This window comes from Streptomyces sp. NPDC044003 (assembly GCF_056435185.1).
This window is the reverse complement of sequence record NZ_JBWKFA010000006.1, coordinates 120,680-136,050: the sequence shown is the minus strand read 5'-3', so window position 1 is coordinate 136,050 and position 15,371 is coordinate 120,680. Positions and strand designations below refer to the sequence as shown.

Sequence of the window (15,371 nt, the reverse complement as noted above, 5' to 3'; positions counted from 1 at the left end):
GGGACGCCCTGGGGGGCTCCTAGGACGCCTCGATCTCCGCGTACCGCTGCACCCACGCGTGCATGGCGATCGCGGCCGCGGCGCCCGCGTTGATCGACCGGGTCGAGCCGAACTGGGCGATCGAGCAGACCATCTCCACGTGGGCGCGGGCCTCCTCCGTGAGGCCCGGCCCCTCCTGCCCGAAGAGCAGCACACAGCGGCGGGGCAGCACGGTCCGCTCCAGCGGGACGGCGCCCGGCAGGTTGTCGATGCCGATGACCGGGATGCCCTCGGCCGCCGCCCACGAGGTCAGCGACTCGGTGTCCGGGTGGTGCCGGACGTGCTGGTAGCGGTCGGTGACCATGGCGCCCCGCCGGTTCCAGCGGCGCCGGCCCACGATGTGGACCTCCTTCGCCAGGAACGCGTTGGCGGTCCGTACCACCGAGCCGATGTTGAAGTCGTGGCCCCAGTTCTCCACCGCCACGTGGAAGTCGTGGCGGCGGGTGTCCAGGTCGGCGACGACCGCCTCGCGCGTCCAGTACCGGTAGCGGTCCACGACGTTGCGCCGGTCGCCGTCGGCGAGCAGCTCGGGGTCGTACCGCTCGTCCCGCGGCCACGGCTCCGGGTGGGGCCCGACGCCGATCTCGGGGCCGAACCCCTCGTCGTACTGGACCGGCTCGGGCTGTTCTTCCGTGGTGCTCACCCGACGAGGGTACGGGGACCGTGCTCCTCACCCGTACGGCGCTGCTCGGGCAGCGGTTCGCCGGAGGTCCCCTCGGGCGTCTCGGCGGGGGTCCGCCTCAGCAGCCGGTCCCTGCCCTTCACCACCCGGGCGCCCAGCCACACCAGGAACGCCGTCGGCAGGAACACCGCGTCCGCGGAGATCATCGCGAGCGAGAAGACCGGCAGTCCGAGAAGGACCGCGATCCCGGCGTGCTCCATCATCATCACGACGAGCAGGACGTTCTTGACCTTGCGGTTGAAGAGCGTGAACGGGAAGGCGACCTGCACGATCACCGTGCCGTAGGTCAGCAGCATCACCATGATCCCGCTGGCCCCGAGCAGCTCGGACAGAGCCGGCCAGGGCGCGAAGTAGTCCAGGTGGAGCGGGTAGAACAGCGCCGTCCCCTCCTGCCAGCGCGAGCCCTGGATCTTGTACCAGCCGGCCGTGGCGTAGATCAGGCAGACCTCCACCATGAGCACGGCGAGGACGGCGTTGTGCGCGAGGTTGGCGAGGGCGTCGAGCAGGGTCCGCGGCTCCCCGGGCGCCAGCCGGCAGACCAGCCACCACAGGCCGTTCCCCAGCCACAGCACCCACAGCAGCACCGGAACCCACCACTCGCCGCTGACATCGCTGAACCAGGTCGCGGCGAGGAGGAAGCCGCCGAGCACGACCCACAGCAGCGGTCCGACGACATCGCGGCGCGGGGCCTCCCCGGCCTCGGCCGCGCGGGCCTCACGGGCCGCCCGCCGGGCGTCGAGGGACCACACCCGGCCGCAGCGGGTGAAGACCAGGTAGATCGAGACGATGTGGAGGACGTTGTCGCCGCCGTCGCCCACGAACACGGAGCGGTTCAGCAGCGAGAGCACACCGACCATGAAGACCACGGACACGGCCCGGGTCCGCCAGCCCACCAGGAGCAGTGCGGCGGAGAGCACCGCGAGCCCGTAGACGACCTCGAACCAGAGCCGGCCGTCCGACCACAGGAGCACGGTGAAGGCCCGGTTGTCGGCGATCAGCCGCTGCGCCAGCTCGAAGGACCAGGGGCCTTCGGGCCCGTACAGCAGGTGCCGGTGCGGCAGCTCGCGCAGCAGGAAGAGCAGCCAGGTCAGCGAGAAGCCGATCCGTACGATCGCGCTCTGGTACGGGGCGAGGGTGCGGCCCGTGACGGCCTGCACCCCGCGGGCGAGCCGGCGGTCGAAGGGCTCGCGGGCACGCGCGGGCGTGGCGTGGGACGTACTCATCGGCCCGCCTCCGCGCGGCTCGCGACGGCACCGGCGGACCGGTCGGTCTCGGTGATCCTCCACCACGGGAGGTCGCGGTAGGACGGGTTGGACCGCGTCTTCTCGGTGCTCCACTGAGGGGAGGGGACGGGCCGGGAGACGGTACGGAGCTGGATGCGCCGCACGTCGGGGCCGAGGGCGCGCCCGTCGGCGCCTTCGAGGTCGTCGAGCCTGAGCATCGCGATCCGGCGCATGTACTGCTCCGAGAGGTCGCCGCGCAGTCCGTTGGAGCGGTTGTCGTCGTTGTGCGTGTTGAGGTAGAAGTCCACGGCCCTGCGGAGCTGGTTCTGCTGCGCGTGGCTGGGCAGCGGGTTGTGCCGGATGGCCGCGATGTCCAGCGCGGTGAGGTCGATCCAGCCGGTGGTGCGGCGGCCGCCGTCGGCGGTGGCGAGCTCGGCGCGGACCTCGACCGAGATGTTCGTCTGGAGCGGATTGGGCGCGAAGAGCTTCCAGTTCTGCTCGAACTCGGGGTAGATCCAGTCGTCGACGGCCTCGCCGTGCCGCTTGGTCAGCGTGTTGGACGGCGCCACGTGCAGGAAGACCATCGCCAGGTGCACACAGGTGAACACCGCGACGACGGCGAGCGCGACGGCGACGACGACCTGGTACGGCAGCGAGAGGGCCATGATCCCGGTGCCGGTGGTGCCGGTCCCCTTGCTTCCGTCCTGGGTTCGGGCAGCGGCGCCCGGAGCCTCGGGAGGGCTTGCGGGCGGGTCCTCGGGAGGGCTGAGGGGCGGGTCCTCGGGGGGTCTCCGCCCGCCGTCACTCACCTCGACCGCGTCCTTTTCGACGTACGCGTCCATCCCGCCCCGATCCCGATCGGCCCACCTCGGTTATCCACAGGGTTGACACCATACGGGCCGCCGACCCACCATTGAAGTCATTCAACCGAACGATCGGTCGGTAGGGGGTCTGATGACCGCAGTGACGGCAGGGACGGCAGGGACCACGGGCGTGCCCGGCGTGTCGGACACGGCCGCGGCGGCGGAGCAGGCCGCCTACGAGGCCGTGTTCGACGCAGCCGTCGCCGCCGACGAGCGGATCGAGCCGCGCGACTGGATGCCCGAGGCCTACCGGGCCTCGCTCGTCCGCCAGATCGCGCAGCACGCCCACTCCGAGATCATCGGCATGCAGCCCGAGGCGAACTGGATCACCCGGGCGCCCTCCCTGCGCCGCAAGGCGATCCTCATGGCCAAGGTGCAGGACGAGGCCGGCCACGGCCTGTACCTGTACAGCGCGGCCGAGACCCTCGGCACCAGCCGCGACGAGCTGCTCGACAAGCTGCACTCCGGCCGCCAGAAGTACTCCTCGATCTTCAACTACCCCACGCTGACCTGGGCCGACGTCGGTGCGATCGGCTGGCTGGTCGACGGCGCCGCGATCACCAACCAGGTGCCCCTCTGCCGCTGCTCCTACGGCCCGTACGCCCGCGCGATGGTCAGGGTCTGCAAGGAGGAGTCCTTCCACCAGCGCCAGGGGTACGAGGCACTGCTCGCCCTGTCGAACGGCACCGAGGCCCAGCACGCCATGGCGCAGGACGCGGTGAACCGCTGGTGGTGGCCCTCGCTGATGATGTTCGGCCCGCCGGACGACGAGTCGACGCACACCGCCCAGGCGATGGCCTGGAAGATCAAGCGCCACTCCAACGACGAGCTGCGCCAGCGCTTCGTCGACATCGCCGTCCCGCAGGCCGAGGCCCTCGGCCTCACCCTCCCCGACCCGGACATCCGGTGGAACGAGGAGCGCGGGCACTACGACTTCGGCCCGATCGACTGGACCGAGTTCTGGGACGTCCTCAAGGGGAACGGCCCCTGCAACGACCAGCGGCTGAGCAAGCGGCGCCAGGCCCACGAGGACGGCGCCTGGGTCAGAGAAGCGGCGGCGGCCTACGCGCAGAAGCACACCGGCAAGCACGGGGAGGCACAGGCATGACGACCGACGGTTGGCCGCTGTGGGAGGTGTTCGTGCGCTCCCGCCGCGGGCTGTCCCACACCCACGCGGGCAGTCTCCACGCACCCGACGCGGAGATGGCCCTGCGCAACGCCCGTGACCTGTACACCCGCAGGTCCGAAGGCGTGTCGATCTGGGTCGTCCCCTCGACGGCGATCACCGCCTCCTCGCCCGACGAGAAGGACCCCTTCTTCGAGCCGGCCGCGGACAAGCCGTACCGCCACCCGACCTTCTACGAGATCCCGGAGGGGGTGAAGCACCTGTGACCGGCACCACCGACACCGTGACCGCCGCCGCGGCGCTCGCCCTCGGCGACGATGCCCTCGTCCTCTCCCACCGCCTGGGGGAGTGGGCCGGCTCCGCCCCCGTCCTGGAAGAGGAGGTCGCCCTGGCCAACATCGCCCTCGACCTCCTCGGCCAGGCCCGCGTCCTGCTCTCCCTCGCCGGCGACGAGGACGAACTGGCCTACCTCCGCGAGGAGCGCTCCTTCCGGAACAGCCAGCTGGTCGAGCAGCCGAACGGCGACTTCGCCCACACCATCGCCCGGCAGCTCTACTTCTCCACCTACCAGCACCTCCTGTACGGGCAGCTGGCCACCGGCGACGGCCCCTTCGCCGGCCTCGCCGCCAAGGCCGTCAAGGAGGTCGCCTACCACCAGGACCACGCCGAGCACTGGACCCTCCGCCTCGGCGACGGCACCCCCGAGAGCCACCGGCGGATGCAGCAGGCCTGCGACGCCCTCTGGCGGTACACCGGCGAACTGTTCCAGCCCGTCGACGGCCTCGACCTGGACCTTCCCGCCATGGAGACCGCCTGGCTGGACTCGGTCGCCGACGTCCTCGGCCGGGCCACCCTCACCGTCCCCTCCGGACCCCGCACCGGCGCCTGGAGCGCGGGCGCCGGCCGGCAGGGCCTGCACACCGAACCCTTCGGGCGGATGCTCGCGGAGATGCAGCACCTGCACCGCAGCCACCCGGGGGCGACATGGTGACCATGACGGCCCTGGAAGAGGAACTGAGCCGCATCGCCGGCTCCGTCCCCGATCCGGAGCTGCCCGTCCTCACCCTGGAGGAACTCGGCGTCATGCGGGGCGTGCAGGTCCTCGGCCCCGGCCGGGTCGAGGTCTCCCTCACCCCCACCTACACCGGCTGCCCCGCGATCGAGGCGATGGCATCCGACATCGAGCAGGCCCTCCACGAGCACGGCGTACCGGACGTCACCGTCGTCACCGTCCTCGCCCCGGCCTGGTCCACCGACGACATCAGCGAGGAAGGGCGCCGCAAGCTCACCGAGTTCGGCATCGCCCCACCCCGCCCCCGGGGCCCCGCAGGCGGCCCCGTGGCCCTCACCCTGGCGATCCGCTGCCCGCACTGCGGATCCGCCGAAACCGAGCTCCTGAGCCGCTTCTCCTCCACCGCGTGCAAGGCACTGCGCCGCTGCACGGCCTGCCGCGAACCGTTCGACCACTTCAAGGAGTTGTAGATGGAGTCCTCAGCCGCCGCACGGGCCGGATTCCATTCCCTCAGGGTGAGCGAGGTCGAACGGCTCACGGACGACTCCGTGGCCGTCACCTTCGCCGTCCCGGCCGAACTCCACGAGGCGTACCGCCACGTCCCCGGCCAGCACCTCGCCCTGCGCCGCACCGGCGAACAGGGGGAGGAGATCCGGCGCACGTACTCGATCTGCGCCCCCGCCGCCCCGGCCGGCGAGCCTCCCGTCCTGCGCGTCGGCATCCGCCTCGTCGACGGCGGCTCCTTCTCGACGTACGCGCTCAAGGAACTGGCCGTCGGCGACCTCGTCGAGGTCATGGAGCCGATGGGCCGCTTCGCGCTCACCCCGCGCCCCGGCCACTTCGCCGCCGTCGTCGGCGGCAGCGGCATCACCCCGGTCCTGTCGATGGCGGCCACCCTGCTCGCCCGCGAGCCGGAGGCCCGGTTCTGCCTGATCCGCAGCGACCGCACCGCCGCGTCCACGATGTTCCTCGACGAGGTAGCCGACCTCAAGGACCGCTACCCGGACCGCTTCCAGCTCGTCACGGTCCTCTCCCGGGAGGAGCAGCAGGCCGGTCTGCCGTCCGGCCGTCTCGACCACGACCGGCTCACCGGGCTGCTGCCCGCGATGCTGCCCGTCGACACGATCGACGGCTGGTTCCTGTGCGGCCCCTTCGGCCTCGTCCAGGGCGCCGAGAAGGCGCTGCGCGGCCTGGGCGTCGACCGCGGCCGGATCCACCAGGAGATCTTCCACGTCGACGACGGCTCCGCACCCGCCCCGGCCCCCGCGGCCGACGCGCCGGCGCACGCCACGCTGACCGCGACCCTGCACGGCCGTTCCGGCACCTGGCCGGTGGAGCGGGGCGAGACGCTCCTCGACACCGTGCTCCGCGCCCGCGCGGACGCGCCGTACGCCTGCAAGGGCGGGGTGTGCGGCACCTGCCGTGCCTTCGTCGTCGGCGGAGAGGTGCGGATGGACCGCAATTTCGCCCTGGAGCCGGAGGAGACCGAAGCCGGATACGTCCTGGCCTGCCAGTCCCACCCGGCCACCCCGGACGTGGAGCTGGACTTCGACCGCTGAGAACCGAGAACCGCTGAGAACCACTGAGAACCACTGAGAACCGCTGCTGAGACGGTGGCGCCGACGAGGTGCGGCGCCACCATTCCCTTCCCCTAGAACCTGTTCTATCTTGACGACCCGTCAGAAGAACAGGCTCCGGGGCAACGGGAAGGCAGCACCGTGGACTTCACCTTCACCGAAGAACAGCAGGCGGCCGTCGAGACGGCCAAGGCGGTCTTCAAGGACGTCACGCCCGACGCGGTCCCGAGCCCCGCGCTCACCCCGGGCGCCGTGGCCGAGGACCACGACCGGCCGCTCTGGTCCCGCCTCGCCGCCGCCGACCTCCTCGGCCTCACCCTGGCCCCCGAGCACGGCGGCGCCGGACTCGACCCCGTCGCCCTCTGCCTCGTCCTGCGCGAGTCCGCCCGCGTCCTGGCCCGCGTCCCGCTCCTGGAGACCAGCGCGGTCGCCCTGACCGTCGAGCGGTACGCCCATCCCCGTACGGCCGCGGCACTCCTCCCCCGGGTCGCCCGCGGCGAACTCGTCCTCACCGCCGCCTCCCAGGGACGCACCGGCCACGAACCCGCCGACCGAGCCGTCACCGCGCGCCGCGACGGAGCCGGCTGGATCCTCGACGGCCTCCAGACCGCCGTCCCCTGGGCCCAGAGCGCCGACCTCATCGCCGTACCGGCCCACACCACCGAGGACCGCACGATCCTCGCCCTGCTGCCCCGCACCCACGAGGGCCTCACCCTCAGCGCCCAGTACTCGACCAGCGGCGAGCTCCTCGCCGAGCTGCACCTCGACGCCGTACGCCTCGACGACACGGACGTCATCGACGCCGACGGCGCCTGGGAACGGCTGCGCGACCTCCTCACCACCGGCACCTGCGCGCTCGCCCTCGGTCTCGGCGAGGCCGTCCTCACGATGACGAGCCAATACACCGGAAAGCGCGAACAGTTCGGGCACCCCGTGGCCACGTTCCAGGCCGTCGCCGTCCAGGCCGCCGACCGCTACATCGACCTGCGCGCCATGGAAGCCACCCTCTGGCAGGCCGCCTGGCGCCTCTCCACCGGAGCGGACGGGGCCCTCCCCGCCGCGGGGGACATCGCCGTCGCGAAGATCTGGGCCTCCGAAGGCGTACGCCGCGTCGTGCAGACCGCGCAGCACCTGCACGGCGGCTTCGGCGCGGACACCGACTACCCGCTGCACCGCTACCACGCCTGGGCCAAGCACCTCGAACTGTCCCTCGGCGCCGCCGCGGCCCACGAGGAGGCCCTCGGCGACCTGCTGGCCGCCCACCCCCTCGGCTGAAGCCTCAGACCCGCGTCAGAGGACGAACGCCGGGCTGCCGCTCTCCCCGACCATCGGACGCCCGGCACCGTCCCACGCCAGCATCCCGCCGTCGACGTTCACCGCGTCGAAGCCCTGCTGCACCAGGTACTGCGTGACCTGCGCCGAACGGCCGCCCACCCGGCACATCACATACGCGCGCCCCTGCTCGGCCACGGCCTCCGTCACCTCACCGAAGCGGGCCACGAAGTCGCTCATCGGCACGTGCAGCGCGCCCTCGACGTGACCGGCCGCCCACTCGTCGTCCTCCCTGACGTCCAGCACCAGGGCATCGGCCGGCACGGAAGCCGCGTCCACCGAGGGCAGCGGGGAGAAATTCATGGGACAGGCCTTCTCTCGTCGGTACCGCTCGAAGGTCTCGGGCGGTACTGAAAACCTACTGCACCAGCTCCGCCAGCTCGGTCTCCCGCTCGGAGACCTGGGCGAGCAGCTGCTCGGCGATCTCCTCCAGGAGCCGATCCGGGTCGTCGGGCGCCATCCGCAGCATCGCGCCGATCGCGCTGTCCTCCAGCTCGCGCGCCACCGCCGACAGCATGTCCTTGCGGTCGGCCAGCCACTCCAGGCGCGCGTACAGCTCCTCGCTCTCGCTGAGCCGCTCCTCGACCGGCACCGGTCCGGCCTCCCACTCCTCGGAGAGCTCACGCAGCAGGGCCTCGTCGCCGCGGGCGTAGGCGGCGTTCACCCGCGTGATGAACTCCTCGCGCCGCTTCCGCTCGTCCTCCTCGCGCGCCAGGTCGGGGTGGGCCTTGCGGGCCAGCTCGCGGTAGAGCCTGCGGGCCTCCTCGCCGGGCCGGACGCGCTTCGGCGGCCGCACCGGCCGGTCGGTGAGCATCGCCTCGGCCTCGGGGGACAGGCCGTCGGAGTCGATCCAGTCGTGGAACAGCTCGTCCACCCCGGGCATCGGCAGCACCGCGGCCCGCGCCTCCTGCGCCCGCCGCAGATCCTCGGGGTCCCCGGTACGGGCCGCCCGGGCCTCGGCGATCCGCGCGTCGAGCTCGTCGAGCCGCGCGTACATGGGCCCGAGCTTCTGGTGGTGCAGCCGCGAGAAGTTCTCCACCTCGACCCGGAAGGTCTCGACGGCGATCTCGAACTCGATCAGCGCCTGCTCGGCCACCCGCACAGCCCGCTCCAACCGGGCCTCGGGCCGCTCGTCCCCGACCTGCGGGGCCTCAGGCTGCTCATCCCCGTGCTGCGGGGCCTCCGCCTGCTCGTCCCCGGACTGGCCGGCCTCGGGCCGCTCGTCCCCGGGTCCTTCGTTCCCACCCTGGTCCACGCTCACGTCCACGCCGCCCAAGTCCTCGTTCCGCATCGTCCCACCCAGCCTACGGTCCTTCGGGGGGCCTCCCCCTCCCCCTCCCTCCCTCCCCCTCCCTCCCCTCCCCCTTTGGCTCCCCCGCCCGCGACGGACGTCAGACGCCCAGTTCCGCCGCCACGCGGCCCGTACGGACGGCCGAGAGCAGGTCGGCGTGGTCGGCCGTGGTGCGGTCCGCGTATGCGACGGCGAAGGAGGCGACGGCCTCGTCGAGCTCCTCGTTCTTGCCGCAGTAGCCGGATATCAGGCGCGGATCGGCGCTGTGGGCGTGCGCACGGGCGAGCAGGGCGCCGGTCATCCGCCCGTAGTCGTCGAGCTGGTCCGCGGTGAGGGCGGCGGGATCGACGCTGCCCTTGCGGTTGCGGAACTGCCGCACCTGGAACGGACGCCCGTCGACCGTGGTCCAGCCGAGCAGGATGTCGCTGACGACCTGCATCCGCTTCTGTCCGAGCACCACGCGCCGCCCCTCGTGACCGGCGTCCGGCACGGTGAAGCCGGCGGCCGGCAGGTGGGGCAGCAGGGCCGACGGCCGGGCCTCCTTCACCTGGAGCACCAGCGGCTCGCCCCGGTGGTCGAGCAGCAGGACCACATAGGAGCGGGTGCCGACGCTCCCGGTGCCGACCACCCGGAACGCCACGTCGTGGACGGCGTACCGGGCGAGGAGCGGCAGTCTGTCCTCGGACACGGTCTCCAGGTACGCGCCGAGGGATGCGGCGACCTCGGCCGCTTCGGCGTCCGGGACCCTGCGCAGCACCGGGGGAGCGGCCACGAACCTGCGGCCGCCGCCCTCGGCGTCCGTCACGGCCTCGGTCGACCGGGCGGCGAACCGGGCGCTCGTGTTGTTGCGGGCCTTGGCGGAGACCCGCTCCAGGGTGCCGAGGAGGTCGCGGGCGTCGGTGTGCGAGACGAGTTCCTCGTCGGCGATCGCGTTCCAGGCGTCGAGTGCGGGCAGTCGGGCGAGCAGGCGCATGGTCCGCCGGTACGCGCCGACGGTGTCGAAGGCGGCGGCCCGGCACACGTCCTCGTCGGCTCCCACCTCCCGGCCGGCGAGGACGAGTGAGGTGGCGAGCCGCTTGAGGTCCCATTCCCAGGGGCCGACGACGGTCTCGTCGAAGTCGTTGAGGTCCATGACGAGCCGGCCGCGGGCGTCACCGTAGAGGCCGAAGTTGGCGGCGTGCGCGTCGCCGCATATCTGGGCGGCGATCCCGGTGACGGGCGTCCCGACGAGGTCCTGGGCCATCAGCCCGGCGGAGCCGCGCAGGAAGGCGAAGGGGCTCGCCGCCATCCTGCCGACCCGTATCGGCGCGAGCTCGGGGACCCGGCCGCGGCTCGATTCCTCGACGGCGCGCACGGCGTCCGGGCGGTCGGCGGCGAGGGCCGGCCGGTCGTGCGAGGAACGGGGCACCCGCTCGCGCAGCTGCCTGCCGCGGTCCTTGGGGGAGACCCCGGCATCGGGGGCGGCGCGGCGCGCGAACCCCGGCACGTGCGGGACGCGCGCCCCGTCCTGTGCTCCGTCCGTACCGCGCTGTCCTGGCACGACGGCCCGGATCTCGTCCATGGGACGCCCTCCCCCGATGCGATGTCCAACATCATCCGGCCCAGACCGTACCGCCCTTCCCGATCGACCGTCTCCCCCTGTGGACAACGCCCTGTGGACAACGCTCAGACCGCGACGGCCTCCTCCACTTCCTCCTCGATCTCGGCGGGGGTCGGCGCCTGGGCGAGGGGACTGTTCGCCCTTCTCCGACGGGCTTCCGTGGTCCCCGCCGCGACGACGAGCACGGCACCGGCGAGGAGCCAGAGGGCGAGGACGAGGACGTTGCGGCCGAGTCCGTGGCCGTCGAAGTAGACGTGGCCGCGGACGCCCTCGACGAAGCCCGCGCCGTTCCAGAAGGCGTGCAGCGCGCCGAAGAAGCCGGGCTGGAGCTCGGGCCGGTAGATGCCGCCGGAGCTCGTGAAGTTGAGCATGACGAAGAGCACCATCACGCCGAGCGTGGTCCAGCGGCGCAGGAAGGTGTGCAGGCCGACGCCGACGGCGAGGATGCCCGCCGCGTACAGCCAGGACAGCGCCCATACGCCGCCGAGGCCCTGGTCGACGAGGTGGAAGACCGGCCCGGCGAAGAGGGTTCCGATGAGGCTGACGACGAGCGACATGCCGGCGGCGAGGAGGGCCCTGATCCGCATGGGCAGGACGGCTCCGGCTCCGCCGATGACGGCGACCGAGGCGTAGGCGCCGATGCTGAGGGCGACGAGCAGGAAGAAGACGCCCTGGCCCGTGGGGTCGCCGGAGGCGGTGGGGGCGATGTCGGTGACCTCGAGCGGCGCGTCCTGGGCGGCGGCGACCTTGGTGAAGACCTTCTCGACCGCCATGGCGCTGGTGTCGGAGGAGCCCGAGGCGACGAGCAGCTCGGGCTTCTCGCCGGGGAGGTAGGCGCCGAAGCTGCGCTGCTCGCGCAGGGCGGAGACGGCCGTGTCCCGGTCGGCGACGGTACGGACGTCGAGGGCGGCGGCGCCCTTGTTCTGGAGGGTCTGCGCGAGGACCTGTGTGGCGGGGCCGGAGCCGACGACGTCGACGCGCAGGTCGTGGGGTTCGGGCGCGTGGAAGGCGCCGAGGTAGGCGAGCCCCATGCCGACGCACATCAACAGGGGGGTGAGCAGATGTCCGAGGACATGCCGCAACGCACCGCCGGTGTTCGGTCCTGCGGACACCGAGACCTCCATGGTTGGCTTTTACAACTAAAGAACCGTTGTACTATACAACCGAAAGCCCGTAGGGGTTCGACCGGCGTCCGGGCCACCCCGAACGACAGCAGGGAGCGCACGATGACCGGCGGCGCACAGCCACCCCGTGAGGCGTCCTTGGATGTCATCCAGCGCGAGCTGACGGCCTTCGCCCGCCGGGCCCGCGCCGCGGCCGCCCGGGTCCACCCCGAGCTCCCGCTCGTCTCGTACACGCTCCTCGCCCACATCGAGGAGCAGCGCGGCTGCCGCGCCACCGACCTCGCGGCCCACTACCTCCTGGACAAGTCGACGGTGAGCCGTCAGGTCGCCGGTCTGGAGAAGCTCGGTTTCGTCGAGCGCCGCCCGGCCCCGGAGGACCACCGGGTGCACGTCCTGCACCCCACGGAGGCCGGCACGAAGGTCCTGGCCGCGGCCCAGACGAGCCGCATGGCCGCCTTCCAGGAGCGCCTGGGGGACTGGTCGGCCGAGGACCTCGCCCGCTTCGCCGCGTACCTGCTGCGCTACAACACCGCGACCACGAGCCCCGCCCCCGACACCCCGCCGAACTGAGCCGCGCCGCCGCGTCTCCTACAGCCCCGCGTCCCGCGCGAGCAGGGCCGCCTGGACGCGGTTCTCGCAGTGCAGCTTGGACAGGATCCGGCTCACGTACGTCTTCACCGTGGCCTCGCTCATGTGCAGCCGCCTTCCGGCGTCGGCGTTGGAGAGTCCTTCCCCGAGCAGCGCCAGGACGCCTCGCTCCTTCTCGCTGAGCGCCGCCACCCGTCCCCGAGCCTCCTCGGCGCGGGCCGCCTCCCGGCCGCCGGCCAGCCGCTCCACGACGTGCCGGGTCGCCGCCGGCGACAGATACGCGTCGCCCGCCGCGGCCGCCCGCACCGCCCGGATCAGCTCGGCGGGCGCGGTGTCCTTGAGCAGGAACCCGGCACCCCCGTGCTCCAGCGCCCGCAGGACGTTCTCCCGCTCTCCGAAGGTCGTCAGGATGATCACGCGGGCCGCGGGTGCCGCCCGGCGCAGCTCCGGCAGGGCCGAGAGGCCGTCGAGCACCGGCATCTGGATGTCGAGCAGCACCACGTCGGCGGCGTGCGCCCGCGCGGCCTCGACCGCCGCCCGTCCGTCGGCCGCCTCCCCGACGACCTCGATCTCCGGGTCCGAGATGAGGATCATCCGGATCCCGGCCCTGATCAGAGGCTCGTCGTCGGCGATCACGACCCTGATGGGCTGCCCTGCCACAGCTTCCTCCCCCACGCCTCCGGTACGGGCGGTGCGGCGCTAGCGCTGCTCGACCACGTACGACTTCTTCTCGATCAGCTTGCCGTCCTTGAAGCAGAACCGGAAAACGGGCTCGTCCTCATAGGTCTCGCCCATCTCGGAGGACATCAGCACCAGGCAGCTGGAGCCGTCCGGCCGGGTGGGCCCCGTCCCGCCGAGGCCCGCCGTGGCTATGGTGTCGCCCGAGGGCAGCTGGTCGCGGACCTCCTTCTCGGTCATCCCGACCTTGACCGCCTCGTACTGCGCGGGGTCGATCATCCCTTCCTTCAGCGAGCCCATCAGGAAGTAGAGACCGAAGCCCCCGGCCACCACCAGCAGGACGAGCGCCGCGAACGCGATCCCGCAGCCCAGCGCGATCGACCCGCCCGTGCTCCTGCCCCTGCCCCCACGCACCGCCATCGCCAGCTCCCGCTCCGTGAACGTCCGGTCGGCCGGTCCGACCGTGACCGGACGACCATCGCCCACCAGCGGTTTCGTGGTCTGCTGCCGGAAGTCGTCGGCCGCATCGACCAAAGGTGCCGCCTCGGCGACCGGCGCCGCCCCGTACGGCAGCATCCCGGCCACCCGGAACCCGCCGCCGTCCGCCGGGCCCGCGTGACACATGCCGCCCACGAGACGGGCCCGCTCGACGAGCCCGGCCAGGCCCTGCCCACCGCTCACGACGTCCTTCACCGGTCCGTCCACCGGCTCCCCGTTGACGACCTCCACGACGAAGGTGTCCGGCTCGTACCGCAGCTCGACGCCGATCGGCGTCCCCGGCGCGTGCTTGTAGGCGTTGGTGAGGGCCTCCTGCACGATCCTGTACGCGGCGTGGTCGGCGGCCGGTGCCAGTGGCCTCTCCTCCCCCAGCCGCCGCAGTCCGACCGAGGTGCCGGCCGCCCGGGCCGCCGCCACGAGCCCCTCGATGCCGGCGATCCCGCGGGCGGCCCGTCCCGTCTCGTCCCCGGCGAGGGCGGGCGCCGACGCCGTCCCGTTCTCCGCCGCGACGCCGTCGCGGAGTATCCCGACGACCTCCCGCAGTTCGTGCATGGCGGTCACCGAGGCGTTCCGCAGGACGCCGACCACCTCGCGCTGCCGCTCGCCCAGCTCCCGGTCCACTTCGAGGGCCCCGGTGTGCACGGCGATCAGCGCCAGCTGGTGCCCGAGGCTGTCGTGCATGTCCTGGGCGATCCGCTGCCGCTCGCGCAGCCGGGCGTGCCAGACCACCATGCTCCGCTCCCGCAGCAGCTGCGCGTTGCGTTCCTGGAGCGCGTGCAGCAGGGTCCGCCGCTGGGTCCAGTACCGGTGGGCGAGCCCGGGAGCCAGGGTGGTGCCCAGGTAGTAGAGGGTCGCCAGGAAGGCGACGGAGAGCAGTCTCTGCCGGTCCCAGGTCTCCAGGAGCGTCCCGCCGACGTTGAGGACGAAGGCGGCGATGAACGCGGCCAGCGCCCGCCCGGCACTGGCGACGTACCGGCCGGACGACCAGCCCAGCACGATGAGCAGGAGTGCGAGGCCGGGCAGGAAGGGCGTGAGCCCGGCGGTCACGACGAGCGCGCTCGCGGGAAGTCTGCGCCGCAGCAGCGACAACAGGGCCGCACCGGCGGCGACCGCGGCAAGGCTCCATCCCTCGCCGCCCATGATTTCCTCGGTCCCCGCGGCGAGCAGCGCGAGGACCACGGCGAGGGCCACCTCACCGGTGATCCTGCGCCGCGACCACTGCCCGGGCACGGCGAACCAGCTCCACCCGGCGGCGGCCCTGGACCTGATCCCCCGTGTGGTCCGGCTCCCCGACTTCGACATGTCGTCCACGCTCGAACCCTAGGCAGCGGCCGGTGCCGCGGACGTCCCTCTTTCGTCTCGCCGTGGGACGACAAAAGTCGCGGACCCGATCACCCGCCCCCTGCGACGTGGGAAGGGTCACATCCGTACCGACAAACGCGGAAGCCCCGTAGGTCGATGACCTACGGGGCTTCCGTCTGGTGCGCGAGGGGGGAGTTGAACCCCCACGCCCTTGCGGGCACTGGAACCTGAATCCAGCGCGTCTGCCTATTCCGCCACCCGCGCATTGGGTGATCTCCCTGCCCTCTCACTTTTCAGTGGGAGCGCCTGGCGACATCTGAAGATTAGCACGTCGCAGACCGTGGATTCACATCCGTTGTTTCGCCCCCGCTCCCGGAGAACAAGGAGAGGGAGGGAGAACCACAGGGACCGTGAAGGGCGCGAGCGGGAAGGAGTG

The 15,371-nt window shown here is 72.4% G+C and carries 16 protein-coding genes and 1 tRNA gene; 7 read left to right on the top strand and 10 right to left on the bottom strand.

The window, feature by feature from the left end; translation table 11 throughout:
• Window positions 1–19 precede the first annotated feature (19 nt).
• Genes AC07AW_RS24030 through AC07AW_RS24020 form a run of 3 tightly spaced genes read right to left on the bottom strand, consistent with a single transcriptional unit; the run spans window position 20 to window position 2,786 of the window.
• Window positions 20–682, bottom strand: coding sequence for a TrmH family RNA methyltransferase (locus tag AC07AW_RS24030; RefSeq protein ID WP_478817504.1), 663 nt, complete (start codon window positions 680–682; stop codon window positions 20–22).
• The gene (locus AC07AW_RS24025) at window positions 679–1,944 is read right to left on the bottom strand and encodes an HTTM domain-containing protein (RefSeq protein ID WP_478817503.1); all 1,266 of its coding nucleotides are present in this window, start codon (window positions 1,942–1,944) and stop codon (window positions 679–681) included. The genes AC07AW_RS24030 and AC07AW_RS24025 overlap by 4 nt, the downstream gene beginning before the upstream one ends.
• The gene (locus AC07AW_RS24020) at window positions 1,941–2,786 is read right to left on the bottom strand and encodes a DUF5819 family protein (RefSeq protein WP_478817502.1); all 846 of its coding nucleotides are present in this window, start codon (window positions 2,784–2,786) and stop codon (window positions 1,941–1,943) included. The genes AC07AW_RS24025 and AC07AW_RS24020 overlap by 4 nt, the downstream gene beginning before the upstream one ends.
• A gap of 112 nt (window positions 2,787–2,898) precedes the next feature.
• Between AC07AW_RS24020 and paaA the strand changes: the two genes are divergently transcribed.
• The 6 genes from paaA (at window position 2,899) to AC07AW_RS23990 (ending at window position 7,797) form a co-directional block, all read left to right on the top strand.
• Complete coding sequence (gene paaA / locus AC07AW_RS24015; RefSeq protein WP_478817501.1) at window positions 2,899–3,915, top strand: 1,2-phenylacetyl-CoA epoxidase subunit PaaA; 1,017 nt, start codon at window positions 2,899–2,901, stop codon at window positions 3,913–3,915.
• Window positions 3,912–4,199, top strand: coding sequence for a 1,2-phenylacetyl-CoA epoxidase subunit PaaB (paaB, locus tag AC07AW_RS24010; RefSeq protein ID WP_030692422.1), 288 nt, complete (start codon window positions 3,912–3,914; stop codon window positions 4,197–4,199). Before paaA ends, paaB begins: the two co-directional genes overlap by 4 nt.
• Window positions 4,196–4,924 carry a 1,2-phenylacetyl-CoA epoxidase subunit PaaC gene (gene paaC / locus AC07AW_RS24005; protein ID WP_478817500.1) on the top strand — a complete coding sequence of 243 codons (729 nt, stop codon included), beginning with the start codon at window positions 4,196–4,198 and terminating at the stop codon, window positions 4,922–4,924. The genes paaB and paaC overlap by 4 nt, the downstream gene beginning before the upstream one ends.
• Window positions 4,918–5,415: a 1,2-phenylacetyl-CoA epoxidase subunit PaaD gene (gene paaD, locus AC07AW_RS24000; protein WP_478817499.1), complete on the top strand. Its 498-nt coding sequence runs from the start codon at window positions 4,918–4,920 to the stop codon at window positions 5,413–5,415. Before paaC ends, paaD begins: the two co-directional genes overlap by 7 nt.
• The gene (locus tag AC07AW_RS23995; RefSeq protein ID WP_478817498.1) at window positions 5,416–6,504 is read left to right on the top strand and encodes a 2Fe-2S iron-sulfur cluster-binding protein; all 1,089 of its coding nucleotides are present in this window, start codon (window positions 5,416–5,418) and stop codon (window positions 6,502–6,504) included.
• 159 nt (window positions 6,505–6,663) lie between these two features.
• Window positions 6,664–7,797 carry an acyl-CoA dehydrogenase family protein gene (locus tag AC07AW_RS23990; RefSeq protein WP_478817497.1) on the top strand — a complete coding sequence of 378 codons (1,134 nt, stop codon included), beginning with the start codon at window positions 6,664–6,666 and terminating at the stop codon, window positions 7,795–7,797.
• Window positions 7,798–7,812: 15 nt separating this feature from the next.
• Here the strand turns inward: AC07AW_RS23990 and AC07AW_RS23985 are convergent, their stop codons facing one another.
• The 4 genes from AC07AW_RS23985 to AC07AW_RS23970 all read right to left on the bottom strand — a co-directional run bounded on the left by AC07AW_RS23985 (window position 7,813) and on the right by AC07AW_RS23970 (window position 11,869).
• Window positions 7,813–8,157, bottom strand: a complete 345-nt coding sequence (locus AC07AW_RS23985; protein ID WP_478817496.1) for a rhodanese-like domain-containing protein — start codon at window positions 8,155–8,157, stop codon at window positions 7,813–7,815.
• A 55-nt stretch (window positions 8,158–8,212) separates the two neighbouring features.
• Window positions 8,213–9,121: a hypothetical protein gene (locus AC07AW_RS23980; protein WP_478817495.1), complete on the bottom strand. Its 909-nt coding sequence runs from the start codon at window positions 9,119–9,121 to the stop codon at window positions 8,213–8,215.
• Between the two features lie 124 nt (window positions 9,122–9,245).
• Window positions 9,246–10,706 (bottom strand): DUF2252 domain-containing protein, encoded by a 1,461-nt coding sequence (locus AC07AW_RS23975; RefSeq protein WP_478817494.1) that lies wholly within the window; start codon window positions 10,704–10,706, stop codon window positions 9,246–9,248.
• Between the two features lie 104 nt (window positions 10,707–10,810).
• A complete protein-coding gene (locus AC07AW_RS23970; protein ID WP_478817493.1) occupies window positions 10,811–11,869 on the bottom strand; it encodes an ABC-2 transporter permease in 1,059 nt (352 codons plus the stop codon).
• Window positions 11,870–11,971: 102 nt separating this feature from the next.
• On the opposite strand from AC07AW_RS23970, the gene AC07AW_RS23965 reads away from it, so the two are divergent.
• Window positions 11,972–12,439, top strand: coding sequence for a MarR family winged helix-turn-helix transcriptional regulator (locus AC07AW_RS23965; protein WP_478817492.1), 468 nt, complete (start codon window positions 11,972–11,974; stop codon window positions 12,437–12,439).
• An 18-nt stretch (window positions 12,440–12,457) separates the two neighbouring features.
• Here AC07AW_RS23965 and AC07AW_RS23960 read toward each other — a convergent pair whose 3' ends face one another.
• From AC07AW_RS23960 to AC07AW_RS23950, 3 genes are all read right to left on the bottom strand, one after another.
• Entirely contained in the window at window positions 12,458–13,117 is a 660-nt protein-coding gene (locus tag AC07AW_RS23960) for a response regulator transcription factor (RefSeq protein ID WP_478817491.1), read from the bottom strand.
• 39 nt (window positions 13,118–13,156) lie between these two features.
• Entirely contained in the window at window positions 13,157–14,935 is a 1,779-nt protein-coding gene (locus AC07AW_RS23955; protein WP_478817849.1) for a sensor histidine kinase, read from the bottom strand.
• Window positions 14,936–15,112: 177 nt separating this feature from the next.
• Window positions 15,113–15,199 (bottom strand) — tRNA-Leu (locus AC07AW_RS23950).
• Between the last annotated feature and the right edge of the window lie 172 nt (window positions 15,200–15,371).

Bases quoted from the DNA above. Each gene is read 5' to 3' on its own strand.
- paaA (WP_478817501.1), top strand. From the start codon at position 2,899: ATGACCGCAGTGACGGCAGGGACGGCAGGGACCACGGGCGTGCCCGGC.
- AC07AW_RS23985 (WP_478817496.1), bottom strand. From the start codon at position 8,157: ATGAATTTCTCCCCGCTGCCCTCGGTGGACGCGGCTTCCGTGCCGGCC.
- AC07AW_RS23995 (WP_478817498.1), top strand. From the start codon at position 5,416: ATGGAGTCCTCAGCCGCCGCACGGGCCGGATTCCATTCCCTCAGGGTG.
- AC07AW_RS24025 (WP_478817503.1), bottom strand. From the start codon at position 1,944: ATGAGTACGTCCCACGCCACGCCCGCGCGTGCCCGCGAGCCCTTCGAC.
- AC07AW_RS23955 (WP_478817849.1), bottom strand. From the start codon at position 14,935: ATGTCGAAGTCGGGGAGCCGGACCACACGGGGGATCAGGTCCAGGGCC.
- AC07AW_RS24020 (WP_478817502.1), bottom strand. From the start codon at position 2,786: ATGGACGCGTACGTCGAAAAGGACGCGGTCGAGGTGAGTGACGGCGGG.
- paaB (WP_030692422.1), top strand. From the start codon at position 3,912: ATGACGACCGACGGTTGGCCGCTGTGGGAGGTGTTCGTGCGCTCCCGC.
- AC07AW_RS23970 (WP_478817493.1), bottom strand. From the start codon at position 11,869: ATGGAGGTCTCGGTGTCCGCAGGACCGAACACCGGCGGTGCGTTGCGG.
- AC07AW_RS23975 (WP_478817494.1), bottom strand. From the start codon at position 10,706: ATGGACGAGATCCGGGCCGTCGTGCCAGGACAGCGCGGTACGGACGGA.
- paaD (WP_478817499.1), top strand. From the start codon at position 4,918: ATGGTGACCATGACGGCCCTGGAAGAGGAACTGAGCCGCATCGCCGGC.
- AC07AW_RS23965 (WP_478817492.1), top strand. From the start codon at position 11,972: ATGACCGGCGGCGCACAGCCACCCCGTGAGGCGTCCTTGGATGTCATC.